At 68.9% G+C, this 17,600-nt stretch carries 16 protein-coding genes; 11 read left to right on the top strand and 5 right to left on the bottom strand.

Going from position 1 to position 17,600, the window contains the following annotated elements:
- Positions 1-6: 6 nt before the first annotated feature.
- Complete coding sequence (locus tag SB751_RS05035; RefSeq protein ID WP_144202451.1) at positions 7-705, top strand: ABC transporter permease; 699 nt, start codon at positions 7-9, stop codon at positions 703-705.
- Entirely contained in the window at positions 702-1,391 is a 690-nt protein-coding gene (locus SB751_RS05030; RefSeq protein ID WP_144202453.1) for an energy-coupling factor ABC transporter ATP-binding protein, read from the top strand. Before SB751_RS05035 ends, SB751_RS05030 begins: the two co-directional genes overlap by 4 nt.
- 36 nt (positions 1,392-1,427) lie before the next feature.
- On the opposite strand, the gene SB751_RS05025 is transcribed toward SB751_RS05030, so the two are convergent.
- The 4 genes from SB751_RS05025 to SB751_RS05010 all read right to left on the bottom strand — a co-directional run bounded on the left by SB751_RS05025 (position 1,428) and on the right by SB751_RS05010 (position 7,420).
- Positions 1,428-3,299, bottom strand: coding sequence for a chorismate-binding protein (locus tag SB751_RS05025; protein WP_250024785.1), 1,872 nt, complete (start codon positions 3,297-3,299; stop codon positions 1,428-1,430).
- 115 nt (positions 3,300-3,414) lie between these two features.
- Positions 3,415-4,548 (bottom strand): molecular chaperone DnaJ, encoded by a 1,134-nt coding sequence (dnaJ, locus tag SB751_RS05020; RefSeq protein WP_211943780.1) that lies wholly within the window; start codon positions 4,546-4,548, stop codon positions 3,415-3,417.
- Between the two features lie 172 nt (positions 4,549-4,720).
- On the bottom strand, positions 4,721-6,673 hold the full coding sequence (dnaK, locus tag SB751_RS05015; protein ID WP_144202460.1) for a molecular chaperone DnaK: 1,953 nt from the start codon (positions 6,671-6,673) through the stop codon (positions 4,721-4,723).
- A gap of 192 nt (positions 6,674-6,865) precedes the next feature.
- Entirely contained in the window at positions 6,866-7,420 is a 555-nt protein-coding gene (locus tag SB751_RS05010; protein ID WP_144202462.1) for a cob(I)yrinic acid a,c-diamide adenosyltransferase, read from the bottom strand.
- Positions 7,421-7,572: 152 nt separating this feature from the next.
- On the opposite strand from SB751_RS05010, the gene SB751_RS05005 reads away from it, so the two are divergent.
- The 9 genes from SB751_RS05005 to SB751_RS04965 all read left to right on the top strand — a co-directional run bounded on the left by SB751_RS05005 (position 7,573) and on the right by SB751_RS04965 (position 17,072).
- Positions 7,573-8,991: an FAD-binding oxidoreductase gene (locus tag SB751_RS05005; protein WP_144202464.1), complete on the top strand. Its 1,419-nt coding sequence runs from the start codon at positions 7,573-7,575 to the stop codon at positions 8,989-8,991.
- Positions 8,992-9,007: 16 nt separating this feature from the next.
- Positions 9,008-9,898: a LysR substrate-binding domain-containing protein gene (locus SB751_RS05000; RefSeq protein WP_144202466.1), complete on the top strand. Its 891-nt coding sequence runs from the start codon at positions 9,008-9,010 to the stop codon at positions 9,896-9,898.
- A 196-nt stretch (positions 9,899-10,094) separates the two neighbouring features.
- Complete coding sequence (locus SB751_RS04995; RefSeq protein ID WP_144202468.1) at positions 10,095-11,603, top strand: FAD-linked oxidase C-terminal domain-containing protein; 1,509 nt, start codon at positions 10,095-10,097, stop codon at positions 11,601-11,603.
- A gap of 62 nt (positions 11,604-11,665) precedes the next feature.
- Complete coding sequence (locus SB751_RS04990; RefSeq protein ID WP_144202470.1) at positions 11,666-12,637, top strand: ion transporter; 972 nt, start codon at positions 11,666-11,668, stop codon at positions 12,635-12,637.
- A 35-nt stretch (positions 12,638-12,672) separates the two neighbouring features.
- A complete protein-coding gene (gene glcE / locus SB751_RS04985) occupies positions 12,673-13,779 on the top strand; it encodes a glycolate oxidase subunit GlcE (RefSeq protein ID WP_410747835.1) in 1,107 nt (368 codons plus the stop codon).
- Positions 13,780-13,806: 27 nt separating this feature from the next.
- Positions 13,807-15,057: a glycolate oxidase subunit GlcF gene (gene glcF / locus SB751_RS04980; RefSeq protein WP_144202474.1), complete on the top strand. Its 1,251-nt coding sequence runs from the start codon at positions 13,807-13,809 to the stop codon at positions 15,055-15,057.
- Between the two features lie 60 nt (positions 15,058-15,117).
- The gene (locus SB751_RS04975) at positions 15,118-15,507 is read left to right on the top strand and encodes a CidA/LrgA family protein (RefSeq protein ID WP_092298902.1); all 390 of its coding nucleotides are present in this window, start codon (positions 15,118-15,120) and stop codon (positions 15,505-15,507) included.
- On the top strand, positions 15,504-16,229 hold the full coding sequence (locus SB751_RS04970) for an LrgB family protein (protein WP_144202476.1): 726 nt from the start codon (positions 15,504-15,506) through the stop codon (positions 16,227-16,229). Before SB751_RS04975 ends, SB751_RS04970 begins: the two co-directional genes overlap by 4 nt.
- Positions 16,230-16,379: 150 nt before the next feature.
- Positions 16,380-17,072 (top strand): helix-turn-helix transcriptional regulator, encoded by a 693-nt coding sequence (locus SB751_RS04965; protein WP_144202478.1) that lies wholly within the window; start codon positions 16,380-16,382, stop codon positions 17,070-17,072.
- Positions 17,073-17,105: 33 nt separating this feature from the next.
- On the opposite strand, the gene SB751_RS04960 is transcribed toward SB751_RS04965, so the two are convergent.
- Positions 17,106-17,600: a glutathione peroxidase gene (locus SB751_RS04960; RefSeq protein WP_144202480.1), complete on the bottom strand. Its 495-nt coding sequence runs from the start codon at positions 17,598-17,600 to the stop codon at positions 17,106-17,108.

Genomic DNA, 17,600 nt, shown 5'->3' with positions numbered 1-17,600 from the left:
GCCCACGTGGAGATCGGCACGGCCACGCTGGACGCTTTCCGCCTGCTGGGCAGCGGGGACGGCGCGCTATGGTTCATCGTCTGGACCTCGCTGATGGTGGCGGTGCTCGGCCTGGCGCTGGCCACCGTGCCGGCCATCGGCGCCGCCTACCTGATCGCCACCCATGCCTTTCCCGGCCGGCGCGTGGTGGTGGTGCTGGCGCAGGCCTTCCTGTCCTTCCCGACGGTGCTGGTCGGCCTGGTGCTCTATCTGCTGTTCACGCGGCAGGGGCCGCTGGGTAGCTTCTCCCTGCTGTTCACCCCGTCCGGCATGGTTTTCGGGCAGGCCGTGATCGGCTTTCCCGTGGTGCTGGCGTTCTCGCTCGCGGCCATGCAGGCGGCGGACCCACGCCTGCGCGAGACCGCCTGGGTGCTCGGCGCCGGCCGTTGGCGCACCTTCTTCACCGTGCTGCGCGAACTCCGCTTCGGCCTGATGGCGGCCGTGGTGGCCGGCTTCGGGCGCGTGATTGCCGAAGTGGGCTCGGCGCTGATGATCGGCGGCAATATCGAAGGCTCCACGCGCACCATCACCACGGCCATCGCGCTGGAGACCAGCAAGGGCGAGTTCGCGCAGGGCATCGCGCTCGGCATCGTGCTGGTGGCGCTGGCGCTGGCTGTCAACGTCATGCTCGCCTGGCTGCAAGGCGCGGGAGGGTTCCGGCGATGACCACCCCTGCCTTGTCGCCACTGCTGACGGTGCGGGGCCTGGTGCGCCGCGTCGGGTCTCGCCAGCTGTTCGCCATCCCCGAACTGGTGTTCCCGCGCGCCACCGCCGTAGCGCTGACCGGCGTCAACGGCGCGGGCAAGTCCACCCTGCTGCGGATGGTGGCCGGGCTGGAGCCGGCGCCGGGCGCCACCGTGGCGTGGGAGGACGAAGGCGGCACGCGCCGCGAGGCGCCGCTGACGCCGCTGCCGCCCGCGCTGCGCCAGCGCGTGGCCTACATGCACCAGCATCCCTACCTGTTCCGCACCTCGGTGCGCGACAACATCGCCTATGGCCTGCGCGCCCGGGGCGTGGCGCACGACGAGATCGAGCGGCGCGTGGGCGCGGCGCTGGGCTGGGCCGGCATCGTCCATGTGCAGGACACCGCGCCGGAGAAGCTGTCCGGCGGCGAAGTCCAGCGCGTGGCGCTGGCGCGGGCCAAGGTGCTGGAGCCGGAACTGCTGCTGCTCGACGAACCCACCTCCAATCTCGACGGCCACGCGCGCGAGCAGGTGATTGCGCTGATCGGGGAACTGGCGGCGGAGGGCCGCTCCGTGGTGATGGTCTGCCACGACCGGGAACTGATCAACCTGCCCGGGGTGGTCAGGTGGAAGCTGGGAGACGGGCAGTTGGATACCAGGCATCGATAGCGGGTGAAATGCCTGCCCTCTAGAAACCCCAGCCGCTCAGCGCAGCCGCGCCCGCATCGTCCCGCGCAGCGCGTTGGCGATGACGATGGCCTCGGCGCGCCGCACCATGTCATGCGTGACCACGGCCTGTTCGATCGGGCCGTCGATCAGCGCATCGCCCCCTTCGAGTACCACCGCCCGCATCACGCCCGGCAGGATGTCCGCCGACAGCGGCGGCGTCAGCCAGCGCCCGCCCACCTTCACGAACACCGAACTGCGCCCGCCTTCGAGCAACTCGTCACGCGTGTTGAAGAACAGCGCGTCGAAGCCGCCCTCGCGCTCGGCCGCCTGCCAGCCGGCATCGAACGCGGCGCGGGCACTGGACTTGTAGCGGCGCATCGGGTCGGCTACCGGCAGGCGCGTGGGCGACAGGTCGAGCAGCGCCACCGGCTCGGCGCGCGGCGCCAGCGGACCGCTCGCGAAGACCAGCGCGCCAGCCTTGTCGACGGCCATGCGCAGCCGCCAGTCGCCGTCGCCCAGCCGTCCCGCCTCGGCCTGCATGGCCGCCCGCGCCGCCGGTTGGTCGAATGCGAAGCCAAACACTGCCGTGGATTGCGCCAACCGCGCCAGATGGCGCTCGCGGTGCAGCACCACGCCATCGCGCGCGTGCATGGTCTCGAACAGCGTGAAGCCGGGATCGTGCGCGGTCAGGAAGCGCGCCTTCCAGCCGCATTCCGCGAACTCGTCGGCGGCCACGCTGTCATGGACGATGCCGCCGCCCACCCCCATCTCCCCCCGGCGCAGGCCGTCGTCGCCCTGCGGCCCCAGCACCAGCGTGCGGATCGCCACGGACATGCCGAAAGCGCCGCAGGGTTGGTCGTCTGCCGGCGCATCGAGCCAGCCGATGGCGCCCGTGTAGAGGCCGCGCGGCGTGGTTTCCAGTTCGGCGATGATCTGCATGGTCCGCCGCTTGGGCGCGCCCGTGATCGAGCCGCACGGGAACAGCGCCGCCATCAACGCGCCGAAGGCGGTGCCGGGCCGCGCCGTGGCGGTCACGGTGGAAGTCATCTGGAGCACCCGCCCGAACGGCTGCACCACGAAGCGGTCGGGCACGGCCACGCTGCCGGGCTGGGCGATGCGGCCCAGGTCGTTGCGCAGCAGGTCGACGATCATCACGTTCTCGGCCCGGTTCTTGGCGTCGGCGGCCAGCCGGCGCGCGGCGCGGGCGTCCTGCCCGGCGTCCCCGCTGCGCGGCGCGGTGCCCTTCATCGGCCGGGTCACCAGATGCCCGGCGCCGTCATGCTCGACAAACAGCTCGGGCGACAGCGACAGCACCCAGCCGTCGCCGGGCAGCCAGGCCAGCACGCCGAACGGCACCGGCTGCGCGGCCCGCAGCGCGGCGTAGAACGTTACCGGGTCGCCGAAGGCGGAGAAACGGAGCCGCTGCGTGAAATTCACCTGATAGGTATCGCCGGCCTCGATATAGGCGTGGATGCGTGCGATGGCGTCTGCGTAGGCGGCGTGCGGCGGCTCGGCGCGCACGTCCATCGCGCCGGCCGGGGCGGATTCTGCTCGGGCGGCCAGCCATGCTCCTACGGCGTCGCCGTCGAGCCGGGCCATGTCCCGGAACCAGAGCAGGTGCAGCGCGCCGTCATGGAACGGCAGCGCATTGCCGCAATGGACCGGCGCCCCGACAAGCGCCCCGCCGAACTCGTACGGTGCGAACAGCGTGGCCTGCAGCCCGTGGCGCCAGCCGGCGGCCAGCAGCGCGTCCAGCGTGGCGGGATCGGTGCCGGCGGGCAGCACATCGGCCCGGACAAACCCCGTATAGAGGCGCGACGCCGCCACGCCGGGTGCGGCGGCGGCATCGTCAAGCAGGACGAAGGGGTCGAAACTGGCGCTGGAGGGGGCGGGGGACGGCGGAACCACGGCAACTCGGCAGGGTGCATCAATGCCGCATTATCGCCGCGCCGGGCATGAAAAAACCGGCCACGCTGGTCACGTGGCCGGTTTCATCGTCCTGCCTGCCGGGCAATCCGGCGATTTAGCTGAAGAAGCTCTTCACCTTGTCCAGCCAGGACTGCTCCTGCGGGCTGTGGCGCGAGCCGCCCTCGTGCACCGAGCGGTCGAACTCGCGCAACATGTCCTTCTGGGCCTCGGTCAGCTTGACCGGCGTTTCCACGTTCACATGGACGTAGAGGTCGCCGGGATAGCCCGAGCGCACGCCCTTGATGCCCTTGCCGCGCAGCCGGAACGTCTTGCCGCCCTGCGTGCCCTCGGGCACCGGGAAGCTGGCGCGGCCGCCCAGCGTCGGCACTTCCAGTTCGCCGCCCAGCGCCGCCGTGGCGAAGGAGATCGGCATCTGGCAGTGCAGGTCATCGCCGTCACGCTCGAATACCTCGTGTGCCTTGATGTGCACTTCCACATATAGGTCGCCCGGGGGGCCGCCGTTGATGCCCGGCTCGCCATTGCCCGACGAGCGGATGCGCATGCCTTCGTCGATACCGGCCGGAATCTTCACTTCCAGCGTCTTCTGCGACTTCAGCTTGCCTTGGCCATGGCACTTCACGCACGGCTTGGGGATGAACTTGCCGCTGCCGTGGCACTTCGGGCAGGTCTGCTGCATGGTGAAGAAGCCTTGCGACACACGCACCTGGCCCACGCCGTTACAGGTCGGGCAGGTTTCCACCGACGATCCCGGCTCGGCGCCGTTGCCGTGGCAGTGCTCGCAGTCTTCCCAGTGGGGCACGCGGATCTGCGCCTCGTGGCCATGGGCCGCCTGCTCCAGCGAGATTTCCATGCTGTAGCGCAGGTCGGCGCCCCGGTAGGCTTGCGGGCCGTTGCCGCGCCGCTGTCCGCCCTGCTGGCCGAAGATGTCGCCGAAGATGTCGCCGAAGGCCTCGGCAAACCCGCCGTAGCCCTGGCCGCCGCCGAAGCCGCCGGCCATATTGGGGTCCACGCCGGCGTGGCCATACTGGTCGTAGGCGGCCTTCTTCTCGGGGTCGGAAAGCATCTCGTACGCTTCCTTGCCCTCCTTGAACTTATCTTCCGCTTCCTTGCTGTCCGGATTGCGGTCCGGGTGGTACTTCATCGCGAGCTTGCGATAAGCCTTCTTGATCTCGTCGTCGCTCGCGTTCTTGCCTACCCCGAGCACTTCGTAATAGTCACGTTTTGCCATGGTGGCTCTTACCTGATTGGCCTGTCCGGCATGAAATCACCGGCTGGGCGAATAGCAAAAAAGCCGAGCGAGGTGTTCGACCATGGTTTCTCACCCTGTGTCTGAACACCAACGCCCGGCGTCGGGGCGGGAGTGGCGCCAACTGCACCTGCGCCACTCCCGCTGGTCCCGCTTACTTCTTGTCGTTCACTTCCTTGAACTCGGCGTCCACGACGTTATCGTCCTGCGGCTGCGCCTGGGACTGCTGCTGGCCGCCTGCGGCACCGGCCGCACCGCCGGCGCCGGCTTCACCGGCCTTGGCCTGCATGTCGGCGTAGACCTTCTCGCCCAGCTTCTGGCTCGCTTCGGACAGCGCGTTGATCTTGGACTCGATCTCGGCCTTGTCGCCGCCGCGTGCGGCGTCTTCCAGTTCCTTGACCGCGACTTCGATCTTTTCCTTCTCGCCGGCTTCCAGCTTGTCGCCATGCTCGGCCACGGCCTTGCGCGTCGAGTGGATCAGCGCATCAGCCTGGTTGCGGGCATCGGCCAGCTCACGGGCGCGCTTGTCTTCCTCGGCGTTGGCCTCGGCGTCCTTCACCATGCGCTGGATCTCGTCTTCCGACAGACCCGAGTTCGCCTTGATGGTGATGCGGTTTTCCTTGCCGGTGGCCTTGTCCTTGGCGCCCACGTGCAGGATGCCGTTGGCGTCGATGTCGAACGAGACCTCGATCTGCGGCGTGCCACGCGGCGACGGCGGAATGCCTTCCAGGTTGAACTCGCCCAGCAGCTTGTTGCCGCTGGCCATCTCGCGCTCGCCCTGGAACACCTTGATCGTCACCGCCGGCTGGTTGTCGTCAGCCGTCGAGAAGACCTGTGCGTGCTTGGTCGGGATGGTCGTGTTCTTGCTGATCATCTTGGTCATCACGCCGCCCAGCGTCTCGATGCCCAGCGACAGCGGCGTCACGTCCAGCAGCAGCACGTCGGTACGGTCGCCCGACAGCACCGAGCCCTGGATCGCGGCACCCACGGCCACGGCTTCGTCCGGGTTCACGTCCTTGCGGGCTTCCTTGCCGAAGAACTCGCGCACCTGCTCCTGCACCTTGGGCATGCGGGTCATGCCGCCGACCAGGATCACGTCGTCGATGTCGCCCACCTTGACGCCCGCATCCTTGATGGCGGTGCGGCACGGGTCGATCGTGCGCTTGATCAGGTCTTCCACCAGCGCTTCCAGCTTGGCGCGCGTGATCTTCAGGTTCAAGTGCTTCGGGCCCGAGGCATCCGCCGTGATGTACGGCAGGTTGATCTCGGTCTGCTGCGAGCTGGACAGCTCGATCTTGGCCTTTTCAGCGGCTTCCTTCAGGCGTTGCAGCGCCAGCACGTCCTTGGACAGGTCGACGCCCTGGTCCTTCTTGAACTCGCCGATGATGTAGTCGATGATGCGCTGGTCGAAGTCCTCGCCACCGAGGAAGGTGTCGCCGTTGGTCGACAGCACTTCGAACTGCTTCTCGCCGTCCACGTCCGCGATCTCGATGATCGAGATGTCGAACGTGCCGCCGCCGAGGTCATACACGGCGATCTTGCGGTCGCCCTTCTCGTTCTTGTCCATGCCGAACGCCAGCGCGGCGGCGGTCGGCTCGTTGATGATGCGCTTGACGTCCAGGCCCGCGATGCGGCCGGCGTCCTTGGTCGCCTGGCGCTGCGAGTCGTTGAAGTAAGCCGGCACGGTGATCACGGCTTCGGTCACCGGCTCGCCCAGGTAGTCCTCGGCGGTCTTCTTCATCTTGCGCAGCACTTCGGCGGACACCTGCGGCGGGGCCAGCTTCTGGTCGCGCGCGCCCACCCATGCGTCGCCGTTGTCGGCCTTGACGATGGCGTAGGGCATCAGGCCGATGTCCTTCTGCACTTCCTTTTCTTCGAACTTGCGGCCGATCAGGCGCTTCACGGCGTACAGCGTGTTGCGCGGGTTCGTGACAGCCTGGCGCTTGGCCGGCGCGCCGACCAGGATCTCGCCATCTTCCATGTAGGCGATGATCGACGGGGTGGTACGCGTGCCTTCGGCGTTCTCGATGACCTTCGGCGTGTTGCCTTCCAGGATCGCTACGCAGCTATTGGTGGTACCCAAGTCGATACCAATGATCTTACCCATTTGTGTTCTCTCCTATTGAGCCCTGCTTTGGCGCAGCGGCTGCAATTCAACCTGAGTGCGAAATGTGGCCGTCCGGGGGCATTTCAAGGGCAGAACTGGCAATTCCGAGTAATTTTCTCGGTTTTGCCGGTGCGTGCCGTGCCAGCCTCGGGAGCGGCCTTAAAGTGCATTATTGTTATCTTTTTGAGGATTTCAGGACTGGCGCTCGCGCTGCCAGAGCACGTCGGTGCCGCCCCCGGCCCGGTTCAGCACCCGGGCGAGCACGAACAGCAGGTCCGAGAGCCGGTTCAGGTACTGGCGCGGCGCCTCGTTGAGGGCCTCGGTGGCGCCCAGCGCCACCAGCGCCCGCTCCGCCCGGCGGCAGACCGTGCGGCAGACGTGGGCCTGGGCGGCGGCGCGGCTGCCGCCTGGCAGAATGAACTCCGCCAGCCGGGGCAGGCTGGCGTTGTAGTGCGCCAGCCAGTCGTCCAGCTGGATCACCTGCGCTTCCTTTAGCAGCGTGTAGCCCGGAATCGACAGTTCGCCGCCCAGGTCGAACAGGTCGTGCTGGATATGGAGCAGCGCGCCTCGCACATCATCCGGCAGGTCCGGCTCGGTCAGCAGCAGGCCGATGTGGGAATTCAGTTCGTCCACGTCGCCAATGGCGGCGATGCGCTCGCTGTTCTTGCCGGTGCGGCTGCCGTCGCCCAGCCCGGTGGTGCCGGCGTCACCGGTGCGGGTGGCGATCTTGGACAGGCGGTTACCCATGCCGGTCTCCCTCGTCTTGGTTTGAAGTGGCGCAATTATGGCCCCGAACCCGGGCTTCGGGGCGGGTTCCGGGGCAGGTTCCGGGCACTGCGATGCGGTCCGCCGCGTGACGCGGACGGCGTAGAATGGCGGGATTCGCCGGAGACAAAAGCATGAACCACCCCACGCCCGCCGCCGCCCTGGCGCGCCGTCCCCTTCCCGTTGCCCTGGCCGAGACACTGGCCGCCCGCTTCGGCGAACGGTTTTCCACCTCGGCAGGCGTCTGCGCCCACCATGGCCGCGACGAATCCCCGTTCCCGCCCGCCGCCCCGGACGCCGTGGTCTTCGCCCACACCACCGAGGAAATCGCCGAACTGGCCAGCCTCTGCAACCAGCATGGCGTGCCGCTGATTCCCTACGGCGCCGGTTCGTCGCTCGAAGGCCACCTGCTGGCCGTGGCCGGGGGCATCAGCCTGGACCTCTCCCAGATGAACCGCGTGCTGGCGGTGCATCCCGAGGACCTTTCCGTGACGGTGGAGCCGGGCGTGACCCGCAAGCAGCTGAACCAGGAGATCAAGGATACCGGGCTGTTCTTCCCGATCGATCCGGGCGCCGATGCCTCGCTGGGCGGGATGTGCGCGACGCGCGCCTCCGGCACCAACGCGGTCCGCTACGGCACGATGCGCGAGAACGTGCTCGCCCTGACCGTGGTCACGGCGGACGGCCGGGTGATCCGCACCGGCACCCAGGCGCGCAAGTCGTCGGCCGGTTATGACCTGACCCGGCTGTTTGTCGGCAGCGAAGGCACGCTCGGCATCATCACCGAGGTCACCGTGCGGCTCTACCCGCAGCCGGAGGCGATCTCGGCCGCCGTGTGCGCGTTCCCGAGCATGGGCGATGCCGTGCGCGCCACGATCCAGACCATCCAGCTTGGCGTGCCGGTGGCCCGCGTGGAGTTCGTCGATGCGCTGGCCATCCGCGCGATCAACCGCCACGACAACCTGACGCTGCCGGAAACCCCGCACCTGTTCTTCGAATTCCACGGCACCGAGGCCGGCGTGCGCGAGCAGGCCGAAACCGTGCAGCAGATTGCCGACGAGCACGGCGGCCAGGGCTTCGAATGGGCCACGCGCCCCGAGGACCGCAGCCGGCTCTGGAATGCGCGCCATACGGCCTACTTCGCCATGCTGCAGCTCAAGCCCGGCTGCAAGTCCGTGACGACCGACGTCTGCGTGCCGATTTCCCGCCTGGCCGACTGCGTGACCGAGACCGAGCGCGACCTGAACGCCTCGCAGCTGCCCTGCCCCATCGTCGGCCATGTCGGCGACGGCAACTTCCACGTGGCGATCCTGGTCGACCCGGACAAGCCCGAGGAAATGGCCGAGGCGGAGGACATCAACCGCCGCATCGTCGAACGAGCGCTGGCCATGGGCGGCACCTGCACCGGCGAGCACGGCGTGGGGCTGCACAAGATGGGGTTCCTCGTGCAGGAGCACGGCGAGGACGCACTGGACCTGATGCGGGCGATCAAGGCGGCGCTCGATCCCAATCAGATTCTGAATCCGGGCAAGATCTTCAGCGCGGCGCGCTGACCGGGGGCCCGTCGCCATGGCATCGGTGTTCCACCGCGTCCCGCCCCTGCACCTGCTGATCGCGTTCGAGGCCGCCGCGCGGCTTGGCAGCTTCGCGCGCGCGGCGGAAGAACTGTCGGTCACGCCCAGCGCGGTCTCGCACCGCATCAAGAATCTGGAGGAATTGTGGGGCGACGACCTGTTCGTGCGCTCCAACGCCGCGCTGCGGCTCACCGCCGCCGGCACGCGCTACCAGCGCAATGTGCAGGACGCGCTGAAGTCCCTCAACGAGCTCGCCCGCCCCGAGTACAACAAGCTGCGTACGCGGCTGCGGGTAGCCATTCCGCCCACGTTCGGCCGGCAGCACCTGGTGCCGCGCCTGCCCGAGTTCGGGGCGCTCTACCCCCATATCGACCTGGAACTGCACCTGTCCGTGCCCTTCCTCGATGTGAAAGCCGAGGACACCGACGTCGAGATCCGCTATGGCACGGGGCGCTATCCGGACCTGAAAACCACGAAACTGCTAGTCGAACCGGTGTTTCCGGCGTGCGGGCGGGAGTACTACGAGCGGGTCAACGGGCGCGCCATCGCTCGCCCGGACGACCTGCACAATCTGGTACTGCTGCGCAGCCCGCTAGAGCCGTGGCGGCCGTGGTTCGAGACCGCCGGGCTGGACTGGCCGGAGCCCCTGACCGGCCCGCAATTCAACGATATCGGCCTGATGCTGGAAGCCATCGTCTCGAACCAGGGCGTGGGACTGGTGCGCCAGCGCATGGCACGCCAGTGGCTGGCCGCCGGGCAGATGGTCAAGCTGCTCGATGTGGAATCGGTCTCGCCGCACGGCTACTACATCGTCGAGCGCGAGCAGGCGCCGCTCCAGCCGGAGGCGCGCTACTTCGTGGACTGGCTGCTCGGGCTGGACTGGTAGCGTCCGGGCCACTAGGCTGGATATATATAAAGCGCGCCAGCCGGGCCGGGGCGCATGGCATGAGCAGTTTTGATCGGCCTGCCATGCCGAATTCACGTGGGCGAAGGCTCCCGTGGCAGGGGGCCTGCGCTATAGTCTGCCGTCCCGGCCGGGTGCGTGAAGTGATGCGCGGCGGCCGGCTCGTCAAGGAGTTGCCATGAACGCCCCGCAAGACGCCCACACCCTGGCCGGCGCCCCCACGCAGGCCGACGGCCCCCGCGCCGCACTGCTGGCCGGCCTGGCCCGTATCCTGCCGCCCGCCGCCGTGCTCTGGAAGGCCGAGGACACCGTGCCGTACGAGTGCGACGGCCTGGCCGCCTACCGCCAGGTGCCCGAGGCCGTAGTGCTGCCCGACACCGAGGAGCAAGTCTGCGCCATCCTGCGCCTGTGCCACGAACTCGGGGTGCCGGTGGTGCCGCGCGGCTCCGGCACGAGCCTCTCGGGCGGGGCGATGCCCATCGCCGGCGGGCTGGTGCTGTCGCTGGCCAAGTTCAAGCGCATCCTCTCGGTCGATGCCTATTCGCGCACCGCCGTGGTCCAGCCCGGCGTGCGCAACCTGGCCATCTCCGAGGCCGCCGCGCCGCACAATCTCTATTACGCACCCGACCCGTCCTCGCAGATCGCCTGCTCCATCGGCGGCAACGTGGCCGAGAACTCGGGCGGCGTGCACTGCCTCAAGTACGGCCTCACCGTGCACAACGTGCTGCGCGTGCGCGCCGTGACGATGGAGGGCGATGTGGTGGTCTTCGGCTCCGAGGCACCCGACGCCCCGGGCCTGGACCTGCTGGCCACGCTGATCGGCTCCGAGGGCATGCTGGCCGTCGCCACCGAGATCACCGTCCGGCTGATTCCCAAGCCGCAGCTCGCGCAGGTCATCATGGCCAGCTTCGACGATGTGGAAAAAGGCGGCAACGCCGTGGCCGACGTGATTGCCGCCGGCATCATCCCGGCCGGCCTGGAAATGATGGACAAGCCCGCCACGGCCGCCGTGGAGGAGTTCGTCAAGGCTGGCTACGACCTCGACGCCGCCGCCATCCTGCTGTGCGAATCGGACGGCACGCCCGAGGAAGTGGCCGAGGAGATCGAGCGGATGAGCGAGGTGCTGCGCCGCTCGGGCGCCACGCGGATCACGGTGTCCCAGAGCGAGGCCGAACGGCTGCGCTTCTGGAGCGGGCGCAAGAACGCCTTCCCGGCCGCCGGGCGGATCTCGCCCGACTATTACTGCATGGACGGCACGATTCCGCGCAAGCACATCGGCACGCTGCTCAAGCGGATCGAGGCGATGGAACAGAAGTACGCCTTGCGCTGCATCAACGTCTTCCATGCCGGCGATGGCAACATGCACCCGCTGATCCTGTTCAACGGCGAGGACCTCGACGAATGGCATCGCGCCGAGCTGTTCGGCGCCGACATCCTGGAGTCCTGCGTGGAACTGGGCGGCACCGTCACCGGCGAGCACGGCGTGGGCGTGGAGAAGCTGAATTCGATGTGCGTGCAGTTCTCGCCGGCCGAGCGCGATGCGTTCTTCGGCGTGAAGGCCGCCTTCGACCCGGCCCGGCTGCTGAACCCGGACAAGGCCATCCCGACGCTGGCGCGCTGCGCCGAGTACGGCAAGATGCACGTCAGGCGCGGCCTGCTGCCGCATCCGGACCTGCCGCGCTTCTGAGCGCGGGCGGGTACCGGGCGGGCCACGCGCCCCACCGACACCCGCTCACCATCGCCACCCCCATGCCCAACCCGAACACCCGCCAACAGCACGCCCAGGACGCCCGCCAGGAGCGCTTCCTCAACGCGCGCCTCCGGCAGCGCCTGGGCCAGCCCGAAGCCGGCTGGCGCCAGCGCTGGTACACGATCATCTTCGAGGCCGACACGCGCCAGGGGCGCCTGTTCGACATCGTGCTGCTGATCGCCATCGTGACCAGCGTGGCCATCGTGATGCTGGACAGCGTGCCGTCGATCAACGCGCGCGCGGGCCGGACGTTCACGCTGCTGGAGTGGATGTTCACGCTGCTGTTCACGGCCGAGTACGTGATGCGGCTGCTGGTGGTGCGGCGGCCGCTGCGCTACGCGTTCAGCTTCTTCGGCATCATCGACTTCATCTCGATCATCCCGACCTGGGCCGCGTTCTTCGTGCCGGAACTGGCCTTCCTGATCGACGTGCGGCTGCTGCGGCTGCTGCGCGTGTTCCGGATCCTCAAGCTCACGGTCTATTTCGAGGAAGCCCAGATCCTGGCCATGGCGCTGTCCAACAGCCGCCGCAAGATCTTCGTGTTCCTGGGTACCGTGTTCATCATCACGATCATCCTCGGCACCATCATGTACGTGGTGGAAGGCCCGCAGCACGGCTTCACCAGCATCCCGGTGAGCATGTACTGGGCCATCGTCACGCTGACCACGACGGGCTTCGGGGACATCGTGCCGCGCACGCCCATCGGGCAGTTCATCACCTCGCTGACCATCCTGCTCGGCTACGGGATCATCGCCTTCCCGACCGGCATCGTCGGCGCGGAACTGGCGGCCAGCCTCATCCGGCGGCCGCTGACCACGCGCACGTGCGAGCACTGCCTGACCGAGGGGCACGAGCCCGACGCGGGCTTCTGCAAGCATTGCGGCACTGTCCTGCCGGCGTACCAGGTCGAGGACCGTGCCGGGCTGGACGAGCCCGGCGGCCCCGGCCGGGCGCCGCCAAACCGGCCCTGAGCCGCCCTCCAACAAAAAACGCCAAGGGTCCCCAAATGGAAGCCACACTCGACGCCTTTCGCGATGCCATCCGCCAGGCCGGCGACAGCCGCGCCCCGCTGCGCCTGCGCGGCGGCGGCAGCAAGGACTTCTACGGCCAGGCGCTGGTCGGCACCGTGCTCGACACGCGCCGGCACGCCGGCATCGTCGACTATGACCCGGCGGAGCTGGTGGTCACGGCGCGCTGCGGCACGCCGCTGGCCGAAATCGAGGCGGCGCTGGCCGAACGACGCCAGATGCTGGCCTTCGAGCCGCCGCATTTCGCCCCGTCCGGCACGGCCACGCTTGGCGGCGCCGTGGCGGCCGGGTTGTCCGGTCCGCGCCGGCAATCGGTGGGCGCGCTGCGTGATTTCGTGCTCGGTGTGCAGCTGATGGACGGGCGCGGCGAGGTGCTGCACTTCGGCGGGCAGGTCATGAAGAACGTGGCCGGCTATGACGTCTCGCGGCTGCTGACCGGCTCGCTCGGCACGCTCGGCCTGATCCTGGAGGTCTCGCTGAAGGTGCTGCCGATGCCGTTCGACGACGCCACGCTGCGTTTTGCGCTGCCGCAGGCCGAAGCCATCGAGCGCCTGAACCGCTGGGGCGGTCAGCCGCTGCCGATCGCGGCGTCGGCGTGGCAGGACGGCGTGCTCGACGTACGGCTCTCGGGCGCCACGGCGGCCGTGCGCGCCGCGTGCGAGAAGCTGGGCGGCGATCGCGTCGAGCCCGGCGAGGCACGCGCGCTCTGGGCCGCGCTGCGCGAACAGTCGCACCCCTTCTTCGCCCCGGCCCACGCCAAAGACCATGGCCGCGCGCTGTGGCGCATTGCCGTGCCGACCATCGCCCCGCCGCTGGACCTGCCCGGCGCGCAGCTTGTGGAATGGGGCGGCGGCCAGCGGTGGTGGCTGGCGCCAGAAGGCGACCCGGCCTCGGTCTCGGCCGAATCGGTGCGCGCCATTGCCCAGGCCGCCGGCGGCCACGCCACGCTGTTCCGCAATGGCGACAAGGCGGTCGGCGTGTTCACGCCGCTGTCGGCCCCGCTGGCCGCCATCCACAAGCGGCTCAAGACCACCTTCGACCCCGCCGGCATCTTCAATCCGCAGCGCCTGTACACCGGCCTCTGAGCCGTCTACCGTCTACGCCCCCGAACCATGCAAACCACACTGGCCGAATTCCTGCGCAACACGCCCGAAGGCGAAGAAGCCAAGTCCATCGTCGGCAAGTGCGTGCACTGCGGTTTCTGCACCGCCACCTGCCCCACTTACCAGTTGCTCGGCGATGAGCTGGACGGCCCGCGCGGCCGCATCTATCTGATGAAGCAGATGCTTGAAGGCCAGCCCGTGACGGAAAGCACGCGGCTGCACCTGGACCGCTGCCTGACCTGCCGCAACTGCGAATCCACCTGCCCGTCCGGCGTGAAGTACGGGCGGCTGGTCGATATCGGACGGAAGGTGGTGGATGAGCGGCTCGAGGCCGCGGGTATCCACCGCCCCGCGAAGGAGCGGATGGCGCGCTGGCTGCTGCGCGAGGGGCTGACCCGGCCCAAGCTGTTCGGCCCGGCGCTGAAGCTCGGCCAGATGGTGCGCCCGATGCTGCCGGTGGCGCTGCGCAACAAGGTACCGGCCATCACCCCGCCCACCGGGCCGTGGCCGCGCACCACCCACACCCGCAAGATGCTGCTGCTGGACGGCTGCGTGCAGCCGGCGATGTCGCCCAATATCAACGTGGCCACCGCGCGCGTGCTGGACAAGCTCGGCGTGCAGCTGGTGGTGGCGAGCGAGGCCGGCTGCTGCGGCGCGATCCGCTTCCATACCGGCGACCACGACGGCGGGCTGGACAATATGCGCGCCAACATCGACGCCTGGTGGCCGTATATCGAATCCGGCGCGGAGGCCATCGTCATGACGGCCTCCGGCTGCGGCGTGATGGTGAAGGACTACGGCCACCTGCTGCGCCACGACCGCGCCTACGCGGAGCGGGCGGCACGGGTGTCGGCGATGACGCGCGACCTCTCCGAGATCCTGCCCGACTTCGCCGACGACCTGCACCGGCTGGCCGGCGCCGTGCCGCGCGACGGCCGGCGCGTGGCCTGGCATCCGCCCTGTACGCTGCAGCACGGGCAGCAGATCCGGGGCAAGGTGGAGGCGCTGCTGACCGGACTGGGCATCGAGGTGCGGCTCTGCGCCGACAGCCACCTGTGCTGCGGCTCGGCGGGCACGTACTCGGTGTTGCAGCCGGAGCTGTCCTATCCGCTGCGCGACGACAAGCTCGCCAAGCTCCAGGCCACGGAGCCCGATGCCATCGTCTCGGCCAATATCGGCTGTATCACGCACCTGCAAAGCGGCACCGAGACGCCGGTGATGCACTGGGTGGAGCTGGTGGAGCGCATGGTCTGCGCCTGAACTGCGCGGGAGGGCGGCTCGGAGTACCATGTCGGCACATTTCGACCCTGATGCGCCCCCATGCTCCAGACGTTTGCCATCCTGCTGGTCTTCCAGACCGTGGGCGAGGTGATCAGCTACGCGCTGCGCCTGCCCGTGCCCGGTCCTGTGATCGGCATGCTCCTGCTGTTCGGCTGGCTGGTCTTCGACAACCGCCTGCTCCCTATCATCCAGAACACCACCAGCGAGCTGCTCAAGCACCTGTCGCTGCTGTTCGTGCCGGCCGGCGTTGGCATCATGGTCCACGCCAACCGGATTGGCGGTGAGTGGATGCCGATTGTCGTCGCGCTGGTCATCTCCACCTGGCTGGCGATCGTCGTGACCGCGCTGGTCACCCGGGCGCTGATGCGCAAGCCGGCACCGCCCCAGGCCGAAGCTGCCGAAGCGGCAGATAGCGGAGCGCAGCCATGATGTCGCCGCGTCTGAACGAGATCTGGGTCTACCTGGCGGCCAGCCCGCTGATCGGGCTCACCGCCACGCTGATCGCCTACGTCTTCGCCTTCCGGATCTACGAGCGCGCGCGGTACTCGCCGCTGGCCAACCCGGTGATGATCTCGGTGGCCATCCTCGTCACCGTGCTGACGGTGACCGGCACGCCGTACAAGACCTACTTCGACGGGGCGCAGTTCGTCCACTTCCTGCTCGGGCCGGCCACGGTGGCGCTGGCGGTGCCGCTCTACACCCAGTTGCCGAAGCTCCGCGCGCACGCCTTCCCGCTGCTTTGCGGGCTGGTGGCGGGGTCGCTGGTGGCGGTGGTGTCGGCGGTGGGCATCGGCTACGCGCTGGGGGCATCGCCCGAGGTGGTGCGCTCGCTGGCGCCCAAGTCGGTCACGATCCCGATCGCCATGGGGGTGTCCGAGAAGATCGGCGGCCTGCCCTCGCTGACCGCCGTGCTGGTGATGGCCACCGGCATCATCGGCGCGGTCAGCGCCACCGGCCTGCTCAATATGCTGCGCGTGCGGGACTACGTGATTCGTGGCTTCGCCACCGGCGTGGCGGCCCACGGCATCGGCACGGCGCGCGCGTTCCAGGTCAACCAGGAGGCGGGCGCCTTCGCCGCACTGGGCATGGGCCTGAACGGCGTGCTGACCGCCATCGTGGTGCCCGTGCTGGCGGCATGGATGCCCCACTGACCGGGGCACGTTCCCATGCCAGCCCTGCCACCCCTGACACCCCTGACACCCTCCTGACAGTACGCTGTCAGGAGCCGGCGGGCATGATGCGCCCATCCGGCACCCCCGCCCCTCCATCCTTCCCCTCCCGCCCCTGCCAATGAGCCGCCCATGAGCCGCCGTGCCGACCGCCTCTTCCAGATCGTGCAGGTCCTGCGCGGCCGCCGGCTGACCACGGCGGCGTTGCTGGCGCAGCGGCTGGGCGTGTCCGAGCGCACGGTCTACCGTGACATCCAGGCGCTGTCTCTGTCGGGGGTGCCGGTGGAGGGCGAGGCCGGCATCGGCTACCGGCTGCGGCCGGACTACGACGTGCCGCCGCTGATGTTCACCGCGATGGAAGTGGAGGCGATGGTCGCCGGCCTGCGCCTGCTCAAGGCCTGGGGCGGCGGCGCGCTGGCCGCGGCGGCGGACCCGGCGCTCGAGAAGCTGATGGCCGCCCTGCCGCCCCCGCGCCGCGTGGCAGCGCAGCAGAGCCGGATCTTCGCGCCCGAGTACCTCAACCACCCGGCCGTGCGCGAGGCCTTCGACACCGTGCATGGCGCCATCGGCGCGCAACGGCTGCTGCGGCTCGACTATATCGATGCCCAGCAGCGCGTCACCGAGCGCGTGGTGCAGCCGCTGGGGCTGTTCTTCTGGGGTAATGTCTGGCTGCTGGCGGCATGGTGCACGGCGCGGTCCGACTATCGCAGCTTCCGGCTGGACCGCTGCCGCACCATCGAGATCCTCGACGAGCAATTCCACGAGACGCCGGACCGCTCGCTCAACGGCTTCCTGCGCGCGGTGCAGCCCGATATGCCGGGCTGACGTCGCTCAGGCCCCTCGGGCCCCTCAAACCCCTCAGGCCGCCGGGTCGCTCAGGAGCGTCTCGATGTCCGCGCGGATGTCCTCGGGCTTGGTCGTCGGCGCGTAGCGCTTGAAGACCGTGCCGTCGCGGCGCAGCAGGAACTTGGTGAAGTTCCACTTGATGCCCTGGGTGCCGAGCACGCCGGGCTTTTCCGAGGTCAGCCACTTGTAGAGCGGATGCGCGCCGGCGCCGTTGACCTCGATCTTCTCGAACATCGGAAACTTGACCTGGAAGCGCGTCTCGCAAAACTGGCCGATCTGCGCGGCGTCACCCGGCTCCTGCTTGCCGAACTGGTTGCAGGGGAAGCCGAGCACCGCCAGGCCGCGCGGCTCGTAGGCCTCGTGCAGCGCCTCCAGCCCGGCGTACTGGGGCGTGAACCCGCACTCGCTGGCCGTGTTGACGATCAGCAGCACCTTGCCGCGGAAATCGGCCAGCGGCACCGGCTGGCCGGACAGGGACTTCGCTTCGAACTGGTAGACGTTGCTCAT

The organism is Cupriavidus sp. SIMBA_020, assembly GCF_046535395.1.
GTDB lineage: Bacteria > Pseudomonadota > Gammaproteobacteria > Burkholderiales > Burkholderiaceae > Cupriavidus > Cupriavidus campinensis.
This window is presented reverse-complemented; position numbering and strand designations above follow the sequence as displayed.